This is a genomic window from Nocardioides cavernae, assembly GCF_016907475.1.
GTDB classification, from domain to species: domain Bacteria; phylum Actinomycetota; class Actinomycetes; order Propionibacteriales; family Nocardioidaceae; genus Nocardioides; species Nocardioides cavernae.
Window position 1 is genome coordinate 1 of sequence record NZ_JAFBCA010000001.1, and the last position, 15,022, is coordinate 15,022.

Annotated in this window: 17 protein-coding genes; 2 read left to right on the forward strand and 15 right to left on the reverse strand. The window is 71.7% G+C overall.

Annotation, left to right across the window (positions count from 1 at the left end; translation table 11 throughout):
- The 3 genes from JOD65_RS00005 to JOD65_RS00015 all read right to left on the reverse strand — a co-directional run.
- Window positions 1-225 (reverse strand): hypothetical protein (locus JOD65_RS00005; RefSeq protein ID WP_204810861.1); only part of this gene is annotated, 225 nt, incomplete at its 3' end.
- Between the two features lie 224 nt (window positions 226-449).
- Window positions 450-1,400: a glycosyltransferase gene (locus JOD65_RS00010; RefSeq protein WP_191194345.1), complete on the reverse strand. Its 951-nt coding sequence runs from the start codon at window positions 1,398-1,400 to the stop codon at window positions 450-452.
- Window positions 1,397-2,527 carry a sulfotransferase family protein gene (locus JOD65_RS00015; RefSeq protein ID WP_307820841.1) on the reverse strand — a complete coding sequence of 377 codons (1,131 nt, stop codon included), beginning with the start codon at window positions 2,525-2,527 and terminating at the stop codon, window positions 1,397-1,399. Before JOD65_RS00015 ends, JOD65_RS00010 begins: the two co-directional genes overlap by 4 nt.
- 55 nt (window positions 2,528-2,582) lie before the next feature.
- Here JOD65_RS00015 and JOD65_RS00020 point away from each other — a divergent pair, with 55 nt between their 5' ends.
- Window positions 2,583-3,698, forward strand: a complete 1,116-nt coding sequence (locus JOD65_RS00020) for a glycosyltransferase family 2 protein (protein WP_191194344.1) — start codon at window positions 2,583-2,585, stop codon at window positions 3,696-3,698.
- 101 nt (window positions 3,699-3,799) lie between these two features.
- Here JOD65_RS00020 and JOD65_RS00025 read toward each other — a convergent pair whose 3' ends face one another.
- From JOD65_RS00025 to JOD65_RS00035, 3 genes are all read right to left on the reverse strand, one after another.
- Window positions 3,800-4,756: a glycine betaine ABC transporter substrate-binding protein gene (locus JOD65_RS00025; protein WP_191194343.1), complete on the reverse strand. Its 957-nt coding sequence runs from the start codon at window positions 4,754-4,756 to the stop codon at window positions 3,800-3,802.
- 63 nt (window positions 4,757-4,819) lie between these two features.
- Window positions 4,820-5,578, reverse strand: a complete 759-nt coding sequence (locus JOD65_RS00030; RefSeq protein WP_191194342.1) for an ABC transporter permease — start codon at window positions 5,576-5,578, stop codon at window positions 4,820-4,822.
- Window positions 5,578-6,276 carry an ABC transporter permease gene (locus JOD65_RS00035; protein WP_191194341.1) on the reverse strand — a complete coding sequence of 233 codons (699 nt, stop codon included), beginning with the start codon at window positions 6,274-6,276 and terminating at the stop codon, window positions 5,578-5,580. Before JOD65_RS00035 ends, JOD65_RS00030 begins: the two co-directional genes overlap by 1 nt.
- 3 nt (window positions 6,277-6,279) lie before the next feature.
- Between JOD65_RS00035 and JOD65_RS00040 the strand changes: the two genes are divergently transcribed.
- Window positions 6,280-7,263: an ABC transporter ATP-binding protein gene (locus JOD65_RS00040; protein ID WP_275579239.1), complete on the forward strand. Its 984-nt coding sequence runs from the start codon at window positions 6,280-6,282 to the stop codon at window positions 7,261-7,263.
- 110 nt (window positions 7,264-7,373) lie between these two features.
- On the opposite strand, the gene JOD65_RS23860 is transcribed toward JOD65_RS00040, so the two are convergent.
- The 9 genes from JOD65_RS23860 to hpt all read right to left on the reverse strand — a co-directional run bounded on the left by JOD65_RS23860 (window position 7,374) and on the right by hpt (window position 14,971).
- Window positions 7,374-8,474: a GNAT family N-acetyltransferase gene (locus tag JOD65_RS23860; RefSeq protein WP_191194340.1), complete on the reverse strand. Its 1,101-nt coding sequence runs from the start codon at window positions 8,472-8,474 to the stop codon at window positions 7,374-7,376.
- Window positions 8,475-8,652: 178 nt separating this feature from the next.
- Window positions 8,653-9,270: a hypothetical protein gene (locus JOD65_RS00050; RefSeq protein WP_191194339.1), complete on the reverse strand. Its 618-nt coding sequence runs from the start codon at window positions 9,268-9,270 to the stop codon at window positions 8,653-8,655.
- A gap of 9 nt (window positions 9,271-9,279) precedes the next feature.
- Complete coding sequence (locus JOD65_RS00055) at window positions 9,280-9,702, reverse strand: DUF3180 family protein (RefSeq protein ID WP_191194338.1); 423 nt, start codon at window positions 9,700-9,702, stop codon at window positions 9,280-9,282.
- A 142-nt stretch (window positions 9,703-9,844) separates the two neighbouring features.
- Window positions 9,845-10,414, reverse strand: a complete 570-nt coding sequence (gene folK / locus JOD65_RS00060; protein WP_191194337.1) for a 2-amino-4-hydroxy-6-hydroxymethyldihydropteridine diphosphokinase — start codon at window positions 10,412-10,414, stop codon at window positions 9,845-9,847.
- Window positions 10,407-10,781 (reverse strand): dihydroneopterin aldolase, encoded by a 375-nt coding sequence (gene folB, locus JOD65_RS00065; protein ID WP_191194336.1) that lies wholly within the window; start codon window positions 10,779-10,781, stop codon window positions 10,407-10,409. Before folB ends, folK begins: the two co-directional genes overlap by 8 nt.
- Window positions 10,778-11,581 carry a dihydropteroate synthase gene (gene folP, locus JOD65_RS00070; protein WP_191195433.1) on the reverse strand — a complete coding sequence of 268 codons (804 nt, stop codon included), beginning with the start codon at window positions 11,579-11,581 and terminating at the stop codon, window positions 10,778-10,780. The genes folB and folP overlap by 4 nt, the downstream gene beginning before the upstream one ends.
- Before the next feature lie 38 nt (window positions 11,582-11,619).
- Window positions 11,620-12,198 carry a GTP cyclohydrolase I FolE gene (gene folE, locus JOD65_RS00075; protein WP_307821359.1) on the reverse strand — a complete coding sequence of 193 codons (579 nt, stop codon included), beginning with the start codon at window positions 12,196-12,198 and terminating at the stop codon, window positions 11,620-11,622.
- A 38-nt stretch (window positions 12,199-12,236) separates the two neighbouring features.
- Complete coding sequence (ftsH, locus tag JOD65_RS00080; protein ID WP_372440088.1) at window positions 12,237-14,294, reverse strand: ATP-dependent zinc metalloprotease FtsH; 2,058 nt, start codon at window positions 14,292-14,294, stop codon at window positions 12,237-12,239.
- Between the two features lie 125 nt (window positions 14,295-14,419).
- The gene (gene hpt / locus JOD65_RS00085; RefSeq protein ID WP_191194333.1) at window positions 14,420-14,971 is read right to left on the reverse strand and encodes a hypoxanthine phosphoribosyltransferase; all 552 of its coding nucleotides are present in this window, start codon (window positions 14,969-14,971) and stop codon (window positions 14,420-14,422) included.
- Window positions 14,972-15,022: the final 51 nt, after the last annotated feature.

Genomic DNA, 15,022 nt, shown 5'->3' on the forward strand with positions numbered 1-15,022 from the left:
GTCGGCGGCGGCGTCGACCAGGACCTGCCAATACGGGTCGCTGGCGCCGACGGTGCCCAGCACGACCTTCTCGCGCTCCTCACCGCTCGCGGCACCGGCGTCGTCGCCGCCCCGGGACCAGAGGAAGCCGCCCACCACGGCGATGATCGCCAGGACGGCGATGCCGACCAGGAGCGGCGTACGTCGCTTGGCGGGAGGGGCGATCTGCGGGTGGTTCTCGGACATGGCGGAGCCTTTCGTCGTACGTCGTGGAGCGCAGGGACGCGCACGCGCTCGCGAACCCCCACTGGCCGCCGCCTAACCAAACTAAGTTGGTAGACAAGCATGACAAAGCCTGCGACGACCTTAGACCGGTGGAACCCCCGGACACCAAACCGATATGCCCCGAGCCGGTGTGAACCGCCTCACTACCCCTCGACCGGGACCTCCGACCGGGACCTCGGGAGCGCTCAGGCGCGCAGGTGCAGCCTGGCGTGGTCGGGGTCGTCGACGACGAACGGGCGCGGTGCGCGGGGCAGCCAGGAGTGGGTCACGTGGTCGACGACGTGCACACCCTCCGAAGACTCGATCTCGACGACGCCCTCGGGCACCTGGCCGTCGTGGAGGGCGTTCCAGACCAGCCACTCGCGGCGCTTGCGCCGGTTGCGGATGGAGGTGGCGAACGACTCGGGGTTGGTCCAGTGCGCGAACTCGTCGCCGTCGAGCCACTTCAGCTCGACGCACAGGCCCTGCGGCAGCGCGAACATCTCGATGCGGTCGGGCGTCGTGCGGATCTCCCACTCCGGCGCCTTCGTGTAGACGTAGTCGGGGCTCATCGGGAAGCCCCACTCCTCGATGTTGCGCAGGCCGAGGTCGAGGTAGGCCTTGCGGTCGGACTCGATGTAGAGGCCGTGGCGCGGGAAGCGGATGACCGCCTCGGCCATCCCCACCTGCCAGGACAAGTCGGCCATGGACACCTCGCCCTCGGTGGTGAGGACCATGTCGCCGTCCCACTTCCACGAGTAGCGGGTGCGGACGTGCGAGAAGCACCAGTTGTAGAAGTAGGCGAGCGAGTGCACCGAGCGCTCGTTGACCGCGAGGTGCTCGGCCCCTGCGCGCGCCACCTCGAAGGGGTACGCCTTCAGGGTGAACCGGTCGGACAGGCCGTGCTCGGCGGCGACCCGCAGCGCCTCCTCGCCGGTGCCGTCGTCCGACCCGTTGTCGACGAGCAGCACGTGGTCGCACGCGCGGAGCAGCGGCGGCAGCACGAAGCGCAGGCCGGGTGCCTCGTTCTTGACCCGCAGCACCGCGGTCGCGCCGCGCCGGAGACCGCCGGGCTGGTTCCACGGCCAGACGATGTCGAAGTCTTCGTGGCCCTCGACGTTGGTCAGGCCGTGGCCGGAGCCGATCGGAACGGTCACGGCTGCGTGTCCCCGGTCGCGTCTCGGCTGCGCCCGAGGGCCTTGCGGACGCCGCGGCGCACCGACGGCGGGATCGCGGCGCGTACGTCGTGGGGCACGCGGTCCGCGAGGGACCTGGAGGCCCCCTCGGCCGCGGCCTCGTGGAGTGCCCGCCGGCGGGCCTGGTGGCGGGCGTGCTCGGCGGTCGAGCGGCTGATGGCCGCCGCCTCTTCGTAGAGGTCGACGTACTCCGCGCGCAGCTGGTCGAAGGTCGCGTGCGCAGCCGTGGTGTCCCCGCCCTCGTCGGCGAGCTTGTTGAGCTCCTCCCACGTCTGGCCGGTGAGGTCGTGGAGCCGCTTGGGCAGCGCGAGGTCGTCGAGCGTGGCGGTGACCCGGCGCAGGGTCGGGTCGATGAAGCGGTGCACCTCGCGAATCTGGTCGCTGCGGGTGTGGATGATCGTCTGGAGGTCGAGCGCGTGGCCCATGGCCGTCGTCGTCCTGACCCAGTCGGTCAGCAGGTCCTCGTAGCGAACGAAGACGCGACCCTGCCCGGCGTCGGCCTCGCCCACACCGTCGACGCTTCGGGTGGCCCGCTCGGTGTGCAGCAGCATGTTGACCCAGCTGGCCGCGAGGTGCGCCGAGCCGAGCTTGTTGGCGTAGTACTTCTGCTTCGAGCCGACCACCTCGGCGGGCGGGCGCAGCATGGTCGCGAAGACCGGCGTCGCGCCCGTGCGGATGGCGGCGACGCGCCACAGGCCGAGGAACCAGCTCAGCCGCGGGTCCTTGACGACGAGCTCCGGGTGCTCGGCGAAGTGCGGCTCGAGCCACTCGCTGACCCGGATCCGGGCGGGCTCGCGGCTGCAGATGCGGCCGGTGTCGAACCACGCCTCCGGGCGGCTGTCGCTGACCTGCACCAGCGCCTCGCGCAGCCACTCGTCGTGGACGTCGACGACCCACTGCGGCTCGCTGAAGCCGCGCGGGTTGGAGTCGTCCGGCGGCACCTCGGGCAGCGGCACGTGCATGCCGAGTCGCGACACGATGCCGGCCAGGGTGCTGGTGCCGCTGCGGCCGGCCCCGGCGACGAAGAGGACCTTCCGCGGCACTCCGTCGGGGTTCATCTCGTCGATGGCTCTCGGCTGCTCGGTCACGGCGGGCAGCCTACCGGCGTCCTGCCTGCCGACTCGTGTCCTAGGGTCGTCGCCCATGAAGCGCCTCTTCTCCCGGGCACCGCTCCTCGGGGTGGTCATCCCGGCGTGGGGCGTGGAGGACTACCTCGACGATTGCCTGCGATCGCTCCTCGCCCAGACGCACCGGCGCTGGGAGGCCGTGATCGTCGACGACGGGGCGACCGACCGCACCGGCGAGATCGCCGACGCGTGGGCGCGACGCGACAACCGCATCAGCGTCGTGCACTCCGTCAACGGCGGCCTCGGGGCCGCCCGCAACCTCGGCGTCCAGCACGTGCGCGGCGACTACCTCGCCTTCCTCGACTCCGACGACGTGCTCCCGCCGACGGCGTACGCCGACCTGGTGGGCGCGCTCGACGACTCGGGCTCCGATTTCGCGACCGGCTCGATCGTGCGTTGGGAGGGCGACCGGCTGGTCGAGCCGCCCTGGATGCGGCGCCTCCACCGGCCGGCGCGGGGTGCGCGCGTCGAGGACCGGCCCGAGGTCCTCGGCGACGTCTTCGCCTGGAACAAGGTGTTCCGCAGGTCGTGGTGGGACGCGCGCGGGCTGTCGTGGCCCGAGGGCGTGCGCTACGAGGACCAACCCACCACCACGCGGGCGTTCCTCGAGGGCAGGTTCGACGTGCTCGAGGAGGTCGTCTACCGCTGGCGGATCCGGGAGGGCTCGATCACCCAGACGCGGGCGTCCTCGCTGCAGGACCTCGGCGACCGCTGGGAGACCAAGCGGATGTCGCTCGCCTCGGTGCGCGGCCACGGGTCGCCCGAGGTCGAGGCCGTCTTCGTCGACCGGGTGCTGGCCGGCGACCTCTGGCGCTACTTCCTGCTGGTGCCCGGGTGCACGCCCGAGTGGTGGCGGCTGCTGCGGTCAGGCGTGCTCGAGCTCTGGGGCCGACGCTCGCTCGTGCACAGCGGCCTGCCGCCGGTCCACCGGCTCGCCGGCTGGCTGGTCGAGCAGGACCGCCGCGCCGACGTCACCGCGCTCATGGAGTGGGTGGCCACGCTCGACGGCCCCGCACCCCGGGTGCAGGACGTCGCAACCGGGGCCTGGCGGCTGTCGGTGCCGCCCTCGGTGCTCGACGAGACCACCGTGGATCCCGCAGCGCTGGCGCTGCGGGACCACGAGGTCATCTGATCGATCTCGACGCGCCCGTCACGGCTTCGTACCTCAGCCGCGGGCCTTGCTCGATCTGGCCGCGCCCACGCGGGGCGCGCGAGCGCGCCCCGCTGCGCGTCTCAGAGGAGCCCTTCGGACTCCAGGAACTCCTTGGCCACGTCGGCCGGCTGCTCGCGGTCGATCTGGACGCTGACGAGCAACCCACCGAGGGTCTCGTTGTCGAGCGCCGCCATCAGGTCGTTGAGCGGGCCCTCGATGTCGGGGTGGTCGGCGAGGAAGTCGGTCGACACGGCCGGGATGAGGTTCTGCGCGGGCTGGATGCCCTTGTCGTCCTCGAGCAGGAGCAGGCCCTGATCCTCCAGGGTGCCGTCGAGGGTGCTGGTCTGGCCGAGCTGGGCCTCGCCGTCGAGGACCGCCTGGAACGTCTCGGTGGAGGCGTAGCCGAGCGGCTCGAGGGTGATGTCGATGCCGTAGGTGTCGACGAGCCCCTTCTCGCAGTCGGTGCGGCCCTTGCAGTCCGGCGCCGCCGCCAACGTCACCTTCTGGCCCTCGAGGTCGGAGAGCTTGGTGACGCCCTCGGAGTCGGAGAACTCCTGGCTGGCGAAGTAGCCGTTGGCGGAGAACGCCTCGGAGGGCTCGAGCAGGGTGATGCCCTTCTCCTCGAGCAGCGACGCGCCGGCGTCGATCGTCTCCTGGGCGTCGCTGGTCGACAGCGGCTTGGCGTCGGGGCCGTTGGCGTCGGTGTTGAGCTGGTCGACGATGCCGGCGACGTACTCCGGGGCGATCTGGACGGAGTCGGGCATCTCGTTGAGGTAGATCGGGCGGGTGTCGACCAGGCGGGTCTCGACCTCGTAGCCCTCGGCCTCGAGGACCTGCTGGTACATCGCGGTGACGAGCGCGGCCTCGTCGAAGCTCTGGCTGCCGATGACGACAGAGGTGCCCTCGCCGCCGCCACCACCGCCCGAGCCGGAGGTGGGCTCGTCGTTCTCCGAGGCCAGGTCGTCGCCGGCGCACCCGGCGAGCAGGGCGGTGAGGGCCAGGCCGGTCACCGCCATCAGCGGACGTCGTACGTGCATGTCGTTCAACCTTCTGTGTCCCGTGGCCGAGCCACGCGTGTCCGGTGATGCGAGCGAGTCCGCTCAGCTCCCGGTGGGAGCCTCTGTCACCGTAGTCGAGGGCACCGACAACTCGTGATCACGATCCAGTGACGGACGGCTCGGCATGGGGTCGACGGCGCGCTGGGCCGCGGCCGCGGCGAGCTCGAGCACCAGCGCGACGACGGCGACCACGACCGCGCCGGCCATGCCCTGGGCGTAGTCGTTGCGCGCGAACCCCTCGGTGATGATGCGGCCGAGCCCCGGCCCGGCGACCAGGGCCGCGATGGTGGCGGTGGCCCACACCTGCACGAGCGCGAGGCGCACGCCCGACGCGACCACCGGCAGCGCGAGCGGGAGCTCCACGCGCCGGAAGCGCTGGACCGGCGACATCCCCATGCCGTCGGCGGCCTCCTGCACGTCGGAGGGCACCTCGCGCATCCCGACGTAGCCGTTGGTGATCAGCGGCGGGAGGGCGAACAGCACGAGCGCGATGAGCGTGGCGAGCCCGGCGCGGCCGTAGGGGCCGAAGTCCGCCGACCCGGGCCAGTCCGCCGCGACCAGCAGGGCCAGCAGGGCGAAGGTCGGGACGGCGCGGCCGACGTTGGAGATGTTGACGGCGAGGAAGCCGCCCCTGCCGAGGTGACCCAGCCAGAGGGCGAGCGGCAGGCCGAGCAGCATGGCAGCCACGAGGGCCGTCGCGGTGAGCAGCAGCTGCTCCAGCAACCGCGCGACGAGGCCCTCCGCGCCGGTCCAGTTGTCGGCGTCGAGGAGGTACTGCCAGGTCTCGGAGAAGAGGTCCATCAGCGCGCCCCTGCCGTCCAGGGCGTCAGCACCCGTTGCAGCAGCACCAGCAGGACGTCGAGGACCACGGCCAGCACGACGCACAGCACCGCGGCGGTCATCAGCTCGGCGCGGAAGTCGCGCTGCACGCCGTGGGAGATGAGGTCACCCAGGCCGCCGTACGCCACCAGGGTGCCGACGGTGGTCAGCGCGATCGTCGAGACGGCCGCGACCCGCAGGCCGGCCATCACGACCGGCAGCGCGAGCGGCATCTCGATGCGGGTGAGCATCCGCGCACGTCCGTAGCCGAGGCCCCGCGCCGCCTCACGTACGTCGTCGGGCACGGACCGCAGCCCGTCGAGGAGCGCGCGGACCAGGATCGTCAGCGCGTAGAGGCCGAGCCCGATCACGACCGTGGCCGCGGAGAGGCCGGTGAACGGCACCAGCAGCGGCAGCAGGGCCAGCGAGGGAATCGTGTAGATGCCGGTGCTGAACCCGAGCACGAGGGCCTCCAGGCGCGGCAGCCGGCGTGCGACCAGGGCGAGCGGCACGGCGATCACGATGCCGAGCGCGAGGGCGGCCAGCGTGATGGCGATGTGCTCGACGAGGGCGTCGGTGATCTGCACGTGGCGGTCCTCGACGTACTGCCAGCAGAACCACTCGTTGACGAACCGGCTGTAGCAGCTCGGCCCGGAATCGGCTGCCCCCAGTATGGTCACCGCATGGACGCTACACGGGGCGACGAGCCGATGATCCGGCTCCAAGGCGTGGGCAAGACCTACCCCGACGGGACCGTTGCCGTCCACGAGCTGGACCTCGACGTGGCACGCGGCGAGATGGTCTGCCTGGTCGGCCCGTCCGGCTGCGGCAAGTCGACGACGCTCAAGATGATCAACCGGCTGATCGAGCCCACCACCGGTCGGATCTGGCTCGACGGCCAGGACGTCACCGACGCCGACCCGGTCGAGCTGCGCCGCGGCATCGGCTACGTCATCCAGCAGATCGGCCTGTTCCCCCACCAGCGCATCGAGCAGAACGTGATGACGGTGCCGCTGCTCTACGGCGAGTCCAAGGCCACCGCGCGCGAGCGCGCCCACGAGCTGCTCGAGACCGTGGGCCTCGAGCCGGCGCAGTACGCCCGGAAGTACCCGCACGAGCTGTCCGGCGGGCAGCGGCAGCGCGTCGGCGTCGCTCGGGCACTGGCGGCCAACCCCCCGGTGCTGCTCATGGACGAGCCCTTCGGTGCCGTCGACCCGGTCGTGCGGGGCCGCCTGCAGGACGAGTTCCGCCGGCTGCAGGACGAGCTCGGCAAGACCGTGGTGCTGGTGACCCACGACATCGACGAGGCGATCCGGATGGGCGACCGCGTCGCCGTCTTCGCCGCGGGCGGCCGGCTCGCGCAGTACGCCACCCCCGGGGAGCTGCTCGCCCACCCGGCCGACGAGCAGGTGGCCGACTTCGTGGGCTCCGGCGGCCTGCGCACGCTCACCGTGACCCGGCTCCGCGTGGAGCACCTCGAACCGCTCGACGGCGTCGCCACCGGCGACCTCGGCTCGGCGATCGACATCGACTCCTCGCTCGAGGACGCCCTCGCCGCGATGCTCCGCGACGACAAGCCGATGGTCGGCGTGCGTCGCGGGCCGACGTTCCTCGGCGTGCTCACGCCCGCCGGTGTGCACCGCGCGCTGCGGAGCTCGCTGAGCTGAGCCCTACGAGACCGTCAATTGTCTCGACGCGTCGGTCCCGGCTTCGCAGGCTCAGCCGGGCGACTTGCTCGACCTGGCCAGTTGGACGCAGGACGCTCGTTCCTCGCGTCCTACGTGACCGTCACATCCTTGTGCCAGGACTCCGTGACGTACTTCGTTCCCCAGCCCATCGCCGTGTAGAGGCCGTCCGCGCCGGTCGGTGAGTCGGCGTCCACCTCAAGGCCAACGCGGTCGCGGCCACGGGACGCGGCGTCGGCGATGATCGTGCGGAGCAGGCCGGTGGCCACCCCGCGGCCGCGCGCGGACTCGAGCACGCCGAGGTAGGCGACGTACGACCCGTCGGGCCCGGTGCCGCTCTCGCTCACCGTGCCGACCAGGGCGCCGGCCGGCTCGGGCTCGCCACCCTCCCCGTCGACGATCTCGGCCAGCCACCAGTGGTCCCAGCGGTGGCCCGGGTCCTCGCGGAGCCGGTGGATGAACTCGTCGAAGGTCTCCTCCGTCGAGTTGAAGTGGTCGGTGAACGCACCCTCGAGCACGTCGTGCACCGCGCGCAGGTCGCCCTCGTCGGGCATCCCGTCGGAGTCCGGGCCGCCCTGCCGCTCGACGAGGCGGAAGACGACTCCCTTGCGCTCCCAGCGCGCCGGGTCGGGCACGAGCTCGGCCTCGGCGGCCTCCACCGAGCGGCTCATCTGCCACCAGGTGCGGACCCGCTCGAAGCCGGCGTCGGCCAGCCAGCCGTGCTGCCGCTCGTCGTCGGCGAAGGAGCCGGTGTCGATCTGCTGCTCGGGCAGGCCGCGTGCCGCGCCGACCGCCCGCGCCTGCGCCTCGGCCCAGTCGAACAGCACCTCGCTGCAGCGGTCGGCCACCCGCTCGTCGACCTCGCGGCCGACGATGTGGACGAAGAGCATCCGGCCCTCGGCGCGGTCGTGGACGCTGCCCCAGGCCTGGATCCTGCCGTCGGGGTCGCGCACGACGAGGTTCTCGCGCATGGCCACGCCGCGCTCCGACACCTCGACCCGGACCTCGTCCTCGCCCGAGCCGGGCCAGCCGCGGCCGGCCCGCTCGTGGTCGCGCAGCAGCTCGGTCAGTCGCTCGACCGTCGCCGCGTCGTCACCGTCGGGCGTCTCGGCCATCCAGCCCGCTGGGAGTCCCGGGTCATCGGGCAGCGCGTCGACGGGGTCGCTCTCGAACCGGTTGTCCTCGGGGATCACGAGCGGCCATTGTTCCGTACGCGCTCCCGGGCGGTGCGCCAGCCACCTTTCCGACGTACGGAATGCAGGTGCGGCACCGCTCGCCGGCGCGACACGCCCTACACGCAGAAACAGCGGTGGCCCAGCCACGTTCCCGGTGTCAGGAACGTGGCTGGGCCACCGCTCAGGTCGAGGAGCCTCAGGCGCTCCGGTGGTCGCGGCGCGCGGCGGCGGCGCGGAGGGAGTCGAGCTCCGCGCGGAGGACGTCGATCTCGGCCTCGAGCTCGGCGACGATCACGATCGCCTCGGCGGCGCGGCCCTCGGCGTCGTCGCGGCCGCTGACGGCCTCGTCACGCCCGCGCTCGGCGGCGTCGGCACGACGTGCCTCCTGGCCGCGCTTGAGGGTCTGCTCGGCGGCGTTCTTCTGGGCGTTCGAGAGGGCGCGCTCGAGGACGTCGATGGCCTCCTCGCGCTCGTTGATCTTGCGGCGCATGTCGGCGGCGAAGGCGGCGGACTCGGCCGTACGACGCTCGGTCAGGACGCGGTACTCCTGCGCCTGCACGGCGCGGTCGCGCGCAGCGTCGCGGCGGGCCTGCATGAGCTCGGAGTGGGTGATGCGGGTGGCGGCTGCTCCGGCGAGCACGGCCACGACGGCAGCGACAGCGGTCAGTCCGGCCGACGAGGTCGCGAGCGCGCCGATCACGAGCGCCGCGCCGACGGCGAGGAGCGTGACGGCCACAGCCAGGCGCGTGCTGCGCTGGCGGCGACGAGCAGGCGTACGAGACGCCTGTGACTGCTGTGACTCCTGGGAAGGCATGGCGCCAGACTAGGCGCGCGGGAGCCCGCCGTCCGTGCGACACGCACGCTCCAGGGCCAGCGAGGCGAGGGTCACCCCCGCCGCACCGGCGGCGGCGACCAGCGAGCGCAGGACCCAGCGGTCGGCGTACTGCGACTCGTCGCCGAGCCAGCTGACCGCGTAGCCGACGTAGCCGGCGGTCACCGCGGCGCCGGCGAGGGCGCACGCTCGGGCCAGCACGAGGCGGTTGACCGCCTGGTGCGGTTCGAGCCGTTCACCCCGCACGTGCACGGTCTGCCAGGTGTGCCAGGCGAGGAAGCCCATGATCGCGGCGACCATCACCAGCACCAGGGCCTGCGCCCAGGACACCAGCGGCGGCCGGCCGGCCACCGAGGTCATCACCGGGTGGATCGCCCACCCGAGCGCCAGCCCGACGACGATGGACGCCGTCATGGCGCGCGCAGACGTGGGACGGAGCGTCCCGCGCGGCTCGTCAGGGTCCTCGTCGGGCGTGTCCGGGCCGGACCCCCTCACTCGGGGTCCCCGCGGCGTCCTGTGGAGGAGCGCAGCGGAGGAGCAGGAGGTCGTGGGGTGTTCACTCGACCTCGAGGGTGAGGTCCTCGCGCCTCTTCACACCCGAGGAGTCGGAGGCGTCGAGCAGCTCGGCGATCGGGCCGCGGTCGGGGAAGACCGCGTCGGGCTCGAGGTCGTGCCACGGCTGCAGGACGAAGGCGCGCTCGTGGGCGCGCGGGTGCGGCAGCCGCAGGAAGTCCTCGTTGGAGCGGCGGTCACCGACGACGATCAGGTCGACGTCGAGCGTGCGCGGGGCGTTGCGGATGTCGCTGCGCTCGCGGTCGAAGGCGTCCTCGATGGCCAGCGCACGCTCCATCAGCCGGGCCGCGGGGAGCGTGGTGTCGGCGAGCAGGACGGCGTTCAGGTAGGGGCGCGAGCCCTCGGGCGCGTCGACCGGCTCCGTCTCGTAGACCGGCGAGACGCCTGTGACGAAGAAGTCCGGGGTGTCCGCGAGCGCGTTGACCGCGCCCTGCAGGGAGCCCAGGCGTTCGCCGAGGTTGGAGCCCAGGCCGAGCACCACCCGGCGGATCGGGTGCATCTCCCCGGTGAGGGAGTCGGCGTCCACGATGTGGGGGTTGGGAGTCTCAGTCATGAGCGTTGCCTCGCGTTCTGGTGATCGTCAGCGCGACGTCCGAGTACGTCGCGTCGATGGGCGCATCAGGTTTGTGGAGCGTGACTCGCGCCCATTCAACACGAGTGTCCAACAGGCACACGTCCGTGATGCGTTGAGCGACGGTTTCTATCAGGTCGACCGGGTCGCGCTCGACGGCAGCCTTCACGTCCGCCACCAGCGTGCCGTAGTTGACCGTGTCCACCAGGTCGTCGGAGGCAGCCGCAGGCCGGGTGTCGATGCCGAGCACCAGGTCGACCACGAAGACCTGACCCTCGCGCCTCTCGAAGTCGAAGACACCGTGGTGGGCGAAGCACTCGATGCCCGTCACGGACAGCTCGTCGGTCATGCCTGCCCTCCATCCATGGCTGCCACGACCGCCAGTGCGTCCCGCGTGGCTCGTACGTCGTGCACGCGCAGGAGGTCGACCCCACTGACGGCCAGCAGGGTGACCAGGGCGACGTGGGCGTGCTCGCGCTCGTCGACCGGCCGCGGCACGCCGTCGACGGCCAGCAGCGAGCCGAGGAACGACTTGCGGCTGGCACCCACCAGCAGCGGGCAGCCCAGCTCGCGCAGGCCGTCGAGCGCGGCGAGCAGCTCCCAGTTCTGGCCGGGCTTCTTGGCGAAGCCCAGTCCGGGGTCGAGGACGACCCGCTCACGCGGGACGCCGGCGGCGAGGACCGCGTCGAGCCGCTCGCCCAGCTCACGGCGTACGGACGCTACGACGCCGTCGGGGCCGTAGTCGGAGAAGTCGCGCATCCGGTCGGCGTGGGCGCGCCAGTGCATCGCGACGTAGGACGCGTCGCTGTCGGCGACGACGTCGAGGATCCGCGGGTCGGCGAGGCCGCCGGAGACGTCGTTGACGATCCCCGCGCCGGCGTCGATGGCCGCCGCGGCCACCTCGGCGCGCATCGTGTCGACCGACACCACCACGCCGTCGGTCGCCAGCTCGCGGATGACCGGGACGACACGGCCGAGCTCCTCGGCGACCAGGGGGCGGGTCGCGCCCGGCCGGGTCGACTCGCCGCCTATGTCGAGGACGTCGGCGCCGTGCTCCACGAGGTGCCGGCCGTGGGCGACCGCGGCCTCGGTGGTGTCCCAGCGGCCGCCGTCGGAGAACGAGTCGGGCGTGACGTTGACGATCCCCATCACCCGGGTCGACCGGGCAGCAGGGGGCACGCCCTCGCTCACCTGGTGCCCGAGCGGATGAGCGCCATCGCCTCGGCGCGGGTCGCCTGGTGGGTGAGCATCATGCCGCGCACGGCCGAGGTGATCGTGCGGGCACCCGCCTTGCGGACCCCACGCATCGTCATGCAGAGGTGCTCGGCCTCGATGACCACGATGACACCGCGCGCCTCGAGGATCTCCATCAGCGAGTCGGCGACCTGCGTGGTGAGCCGCTCCTGGACCTGCGGGCGCTTGGCGTAGACGTCGACGAGCCGCGCGAGCTTGGACAGGCCGGTGATCTTGCCGGTCTCGGCCGGGATGTAGCCGACGTGGGCCACCCCGGTGAACGGCACCAGGTGGTGCTCGCACATCGACCACAGCTCGATGTCACGCACCAGCACCATCTCCTCGTGACCGAGGTCGAAGGTGGTGGTCAGCACGTCCCTCGGGCTCTGGCGCAGGCCCTGGGTGAGCTCGGCGTACGCACGGGCGACCCGCGCCGGCGTCTCGAGCAGACCCTCGCGCTCGGGGTCCTCGCCGATCGCGTACAGCAGCTCGCGCACGGCGGCCTCGGCCCGGGGCTGATCGAAGGCGGGCACGTCCTCCGGCGCGACCAGCGGCACGGTGACCGGGTCGGTCACGGTGCGTCCGGGTGGGGCGGGACCGGCGTCTCGGGACCGACCTCGGGTGTGCCGTGCACGTCTCCTCCGGGACCGGGCGGCGTGAGGACCGCACCGGCACCGGGCTCCTGCGCGAGTGCGTCGGCCTGGATCCGGTCGCGGATCTCCTGCGGGATGTCGACCGGCGGGATCGTCGACGGCACGCGCTCGGGCGATCCCGTCCAGGCGGGCCGCACGGGGTGCAGGGTGAGTGCCTCGAAGATCTCGGCGATCTCGCCCTTGTCGAGGGTCTCCTTGTCGAGCAGCGCCAGCACCAGGGTGTCGAGGACGTGGCGGTTGGTCTCCAGGATCTCGAAGGCCTCCTGGTGGGCGTGGCCCAGCAGCGCCTTGATCTCGTCGTCGACCTTGGCGGCGGTCTCCTCGGAGTAGTTGCGCGTGTGGCCCATGTCGCGGCCGAGGAAGGGCTCGGAGTTGCTGTCGCCGAGCTTGACCGCGCCGAGGCGCTCGGTCATGCCGTACTGGGTCACCATCGCGCGCGCCAGGCCGGTGGCCTTCTCGATGTCGTTGCCGGCACCGGAGGTGACGTCGTGGAAGATCAGCGCCTCCGCGGCCATGCCGCCGAGCATGTAGGCGAGCGAGTCGAGCATCTCGCTGCGCGTCTGGGAGTACTTGTCGCGGTCGGGCAGCACCATCGTGTAGCCCAGCGCGCGACCGCGCGGCAGGATCGTGACCTTGTGCACCGGGTCGGTGCCGGGCAGGGCCGCGGCGACCAGGGCGTGGCCGCCCTCGTGGTAGGCGGTGATGAGCTTCTCGCGCTCGCTCATCAAGCGCGTACGACGCTGCGGACCGGCGATGACGCGGTCGATGGCCTCGTCGAGGGACTCGTCGGTGATCATCTTGGCGTTGCCGCGCGCGGTGAGCAGCGCCGCCTCGTTGAGCACGTTGGCCAGGTCGGCGCCGGTGAAGCCGGGCGTGCGGCGGGCGATGCTCAGCAGGTCGATGTCCTGCGCGATCGGCTTGCCGCGCGAGTGGACCTTGAGGATCTGGTGGCGGCCGTTGAGGTCGGGGGCGTCGACCTGGATCTGGCGGTCGAAGCGGCCCGGGCGCAGCAGCGCCGGGTCGAGGACGTCGGGCCGGTTGGTCGCCGCGATGAGGATGACCCCGCCGCGCACGTCGAAGCCGTCCATCTCGACGAGCAGCTGGTTGAGCGTCTGCTCGCGCTCGTCGTGGCCGCCGCCCATGCCGGCGCCGCGATGGCGACCGACGGCGTCGATCTCGTCGATGAAGACGATGGCCGGCGGGTTCTCCTTGGCCTGCTCGAACAGGTCGCGGACGCGGCTCGCGCCGACACCGACGAACATCTCGACGAAGTCGGAGCCGGAGATGGAGTAGAACGGCACGCCCGCCTCGCCGGCGACGGCGCGCGCGAGGAGGGTCTTGCCGGTGCCGGGCGGGCCGTAGAGCAGCACGCCCTTGGGGATCTTGGCGCCGACGGCCTGGAACTTGGCCGGGTCGGTGAGGAACTCCTTGATCTCGCCGAGCTCCTCGATCGCCTCCTCGCAGCCGGCCACGTCGCTGAACGTCGTCTTCGGCATGTCCTTGGTGATCAGCTTGGCCTTGGACTTGGCGAACTGCATGACGCCGCGGCCACCGCCGCCCTGCGCCTGGTTCATCAGGAAGATGAACAGCAGGATGATCAGCGCGAACGGCAGCAGGGTCGCCAGCAGCGAGCCCAGGAAGCTCGGCTGCGGCACGGTCGAGTTGGCCTTGTCGATCGTCCCCGCGGCGACCTGCTCGTCGACGGCCGCGAGGAGACTCTCCTGCTGCCCGTCGATGTATTGCGCGACGACCTTGTCGCCGTCCTCGCGCGTGCCCTTGTCGAGCGTCGCCTGGATCTCGAAGTCGGCGCCGTTGAACTCGATCTCGTCGACCTTGCCGTCGTCGATGTAGGAGGCCAGGGTCGAGGTGTCGACCTCGTCGTAGCCGTCGCTGGGTGCGAGGAACTGGATCGCCAGGAGGACCGCGAAGGCGGACAGGACGATCCACAGCCAGGGACCCTTGAATATGCGCTTCACAGGCAACTTTCAGCGGTTCGGAGGTGAGGAGGCGAAACTACACGCCACCGGGGCCCTCATTGTTTCAGGCGGGGTGAAGCGAGGCGACCCGTTCGAGGTCGGTGGCGTACTCGGCTCGCGCTCGCTCAGGAGTAGACATGGGGCGCGAGCGTGCCGATGTCGCGCAGGTTGCGGTAACGCTCGCGGTAGTCGAGGCCGTAGCCGACGACGAACTCGTTGGGGATGTCCCAGCCGATGTACTTCGGCTCGACGGGCATCGAGAGCGCCTCGGGCTTGCGCAGCAGCGTGGCGATCTCGACGCTCGCGGGGCTGCGGCTCGAGAGGTTGTTGACCAGCCAGCTCAGTGTCAGGCCGGTGTCGATGATCTCGTCGACGATCAGCACGTCGCGGCCGCTGATGTCGGTGTCGAGGTCCTTGAGGATGCGGACCACGCCGCTGGACTTGGTGCCCGACCCGTAGGAGCTGACGGCCATCCAGTCCATCTCCAGGTGCCGCGGCATCGACCGCGCGAGGTCGGCCATCACCATCACCGCCCCCCGCAGGACGCCGACGACGAGCAGGTCGCGACCCTCGTAGTCCTCGGTGATCTGGAGGGCCATCTCGGCCAGTCGCTGCTGGATCTGCTCCTCGGTGAAGAGGATGTTGACCAGGTCGTTCTCCACGTGGGACGAGTCCATGGACGTCAGCCTAGGGGGCGACGGAGGACACCGTGCAGGCAGTTCGGCCCG

Bases quoted from the DNA above. Each gene is read 5' to 3' on its own strand.
- JOD65_RS00020 (WP_191194344.1), top strand. From the start codon at position 2,583: ATGAAGCGCCTCTTCTCCCGGGCACCGCTCCTCGGGGTGGTCATCCCG.
- JOD65_RS00025 (WP_191194343.1), bottom strand. From the start codon at position 4,756: ATGCACGTACGACGTCCGCTGATGGCGGTGACCGGCCTGGCCCTCACC.
- JOD65_RS00030 (WP_191194342.1), bottom strand. From the start codon at position 5,578: ATGGACCTCTTCTCCGAGACCTGGCAGTACCTCCTCGACGCCGACAAC.
- JOD65_RS00040 (WP_275579239.1), top strand. From the start codon at position 6,280: ATGGACGCTACACGGGGCGACGAGCCGATGATCCGGCTCCAAGGCGTG.
- JOD65_RS00050 (WP_191194339.1), bottom strand. From the start codon at position 9,270: ATGCCTTCCCAGGAGTCACAGCAGTCACAGGCGTCTCGTACGCCTGCT.
- JOD65_RS00055 (WP_191194338.1), bottom strand. From the start codon at position 9,702: ATGACGGCGTCCATCGTCGTCGGGCTGGCGCTCGGGTGGGCGATCCAC.
- folK (WP_191194337.1), bottom strand. From the start codon at position 10,414: ATGACTGAGACTCCCAACCCCCACATCGTGGACGCCGACTCCCTCACC.
- folB (WP_191194336.1), bottom strand. From the start codon at position 10,781: ATGACCGACGAGCTGTCCGTGACGGGCATCGAGTGCTTCGCCCACCAC.
- folP (WP_191195433.1), bottom strand. From the start codon at position 11,581: ATGGGGATCGTCAACGTCACGCCCGACTCGTTCTCCGACGGCGGCCGC.
- hpt (WP_191194333.1), bottom strand. From the start codon at position 14,971: ATGGACTCGTCCCACGTGGAGAACGACCTGGTCAACATCCTCTTCACC.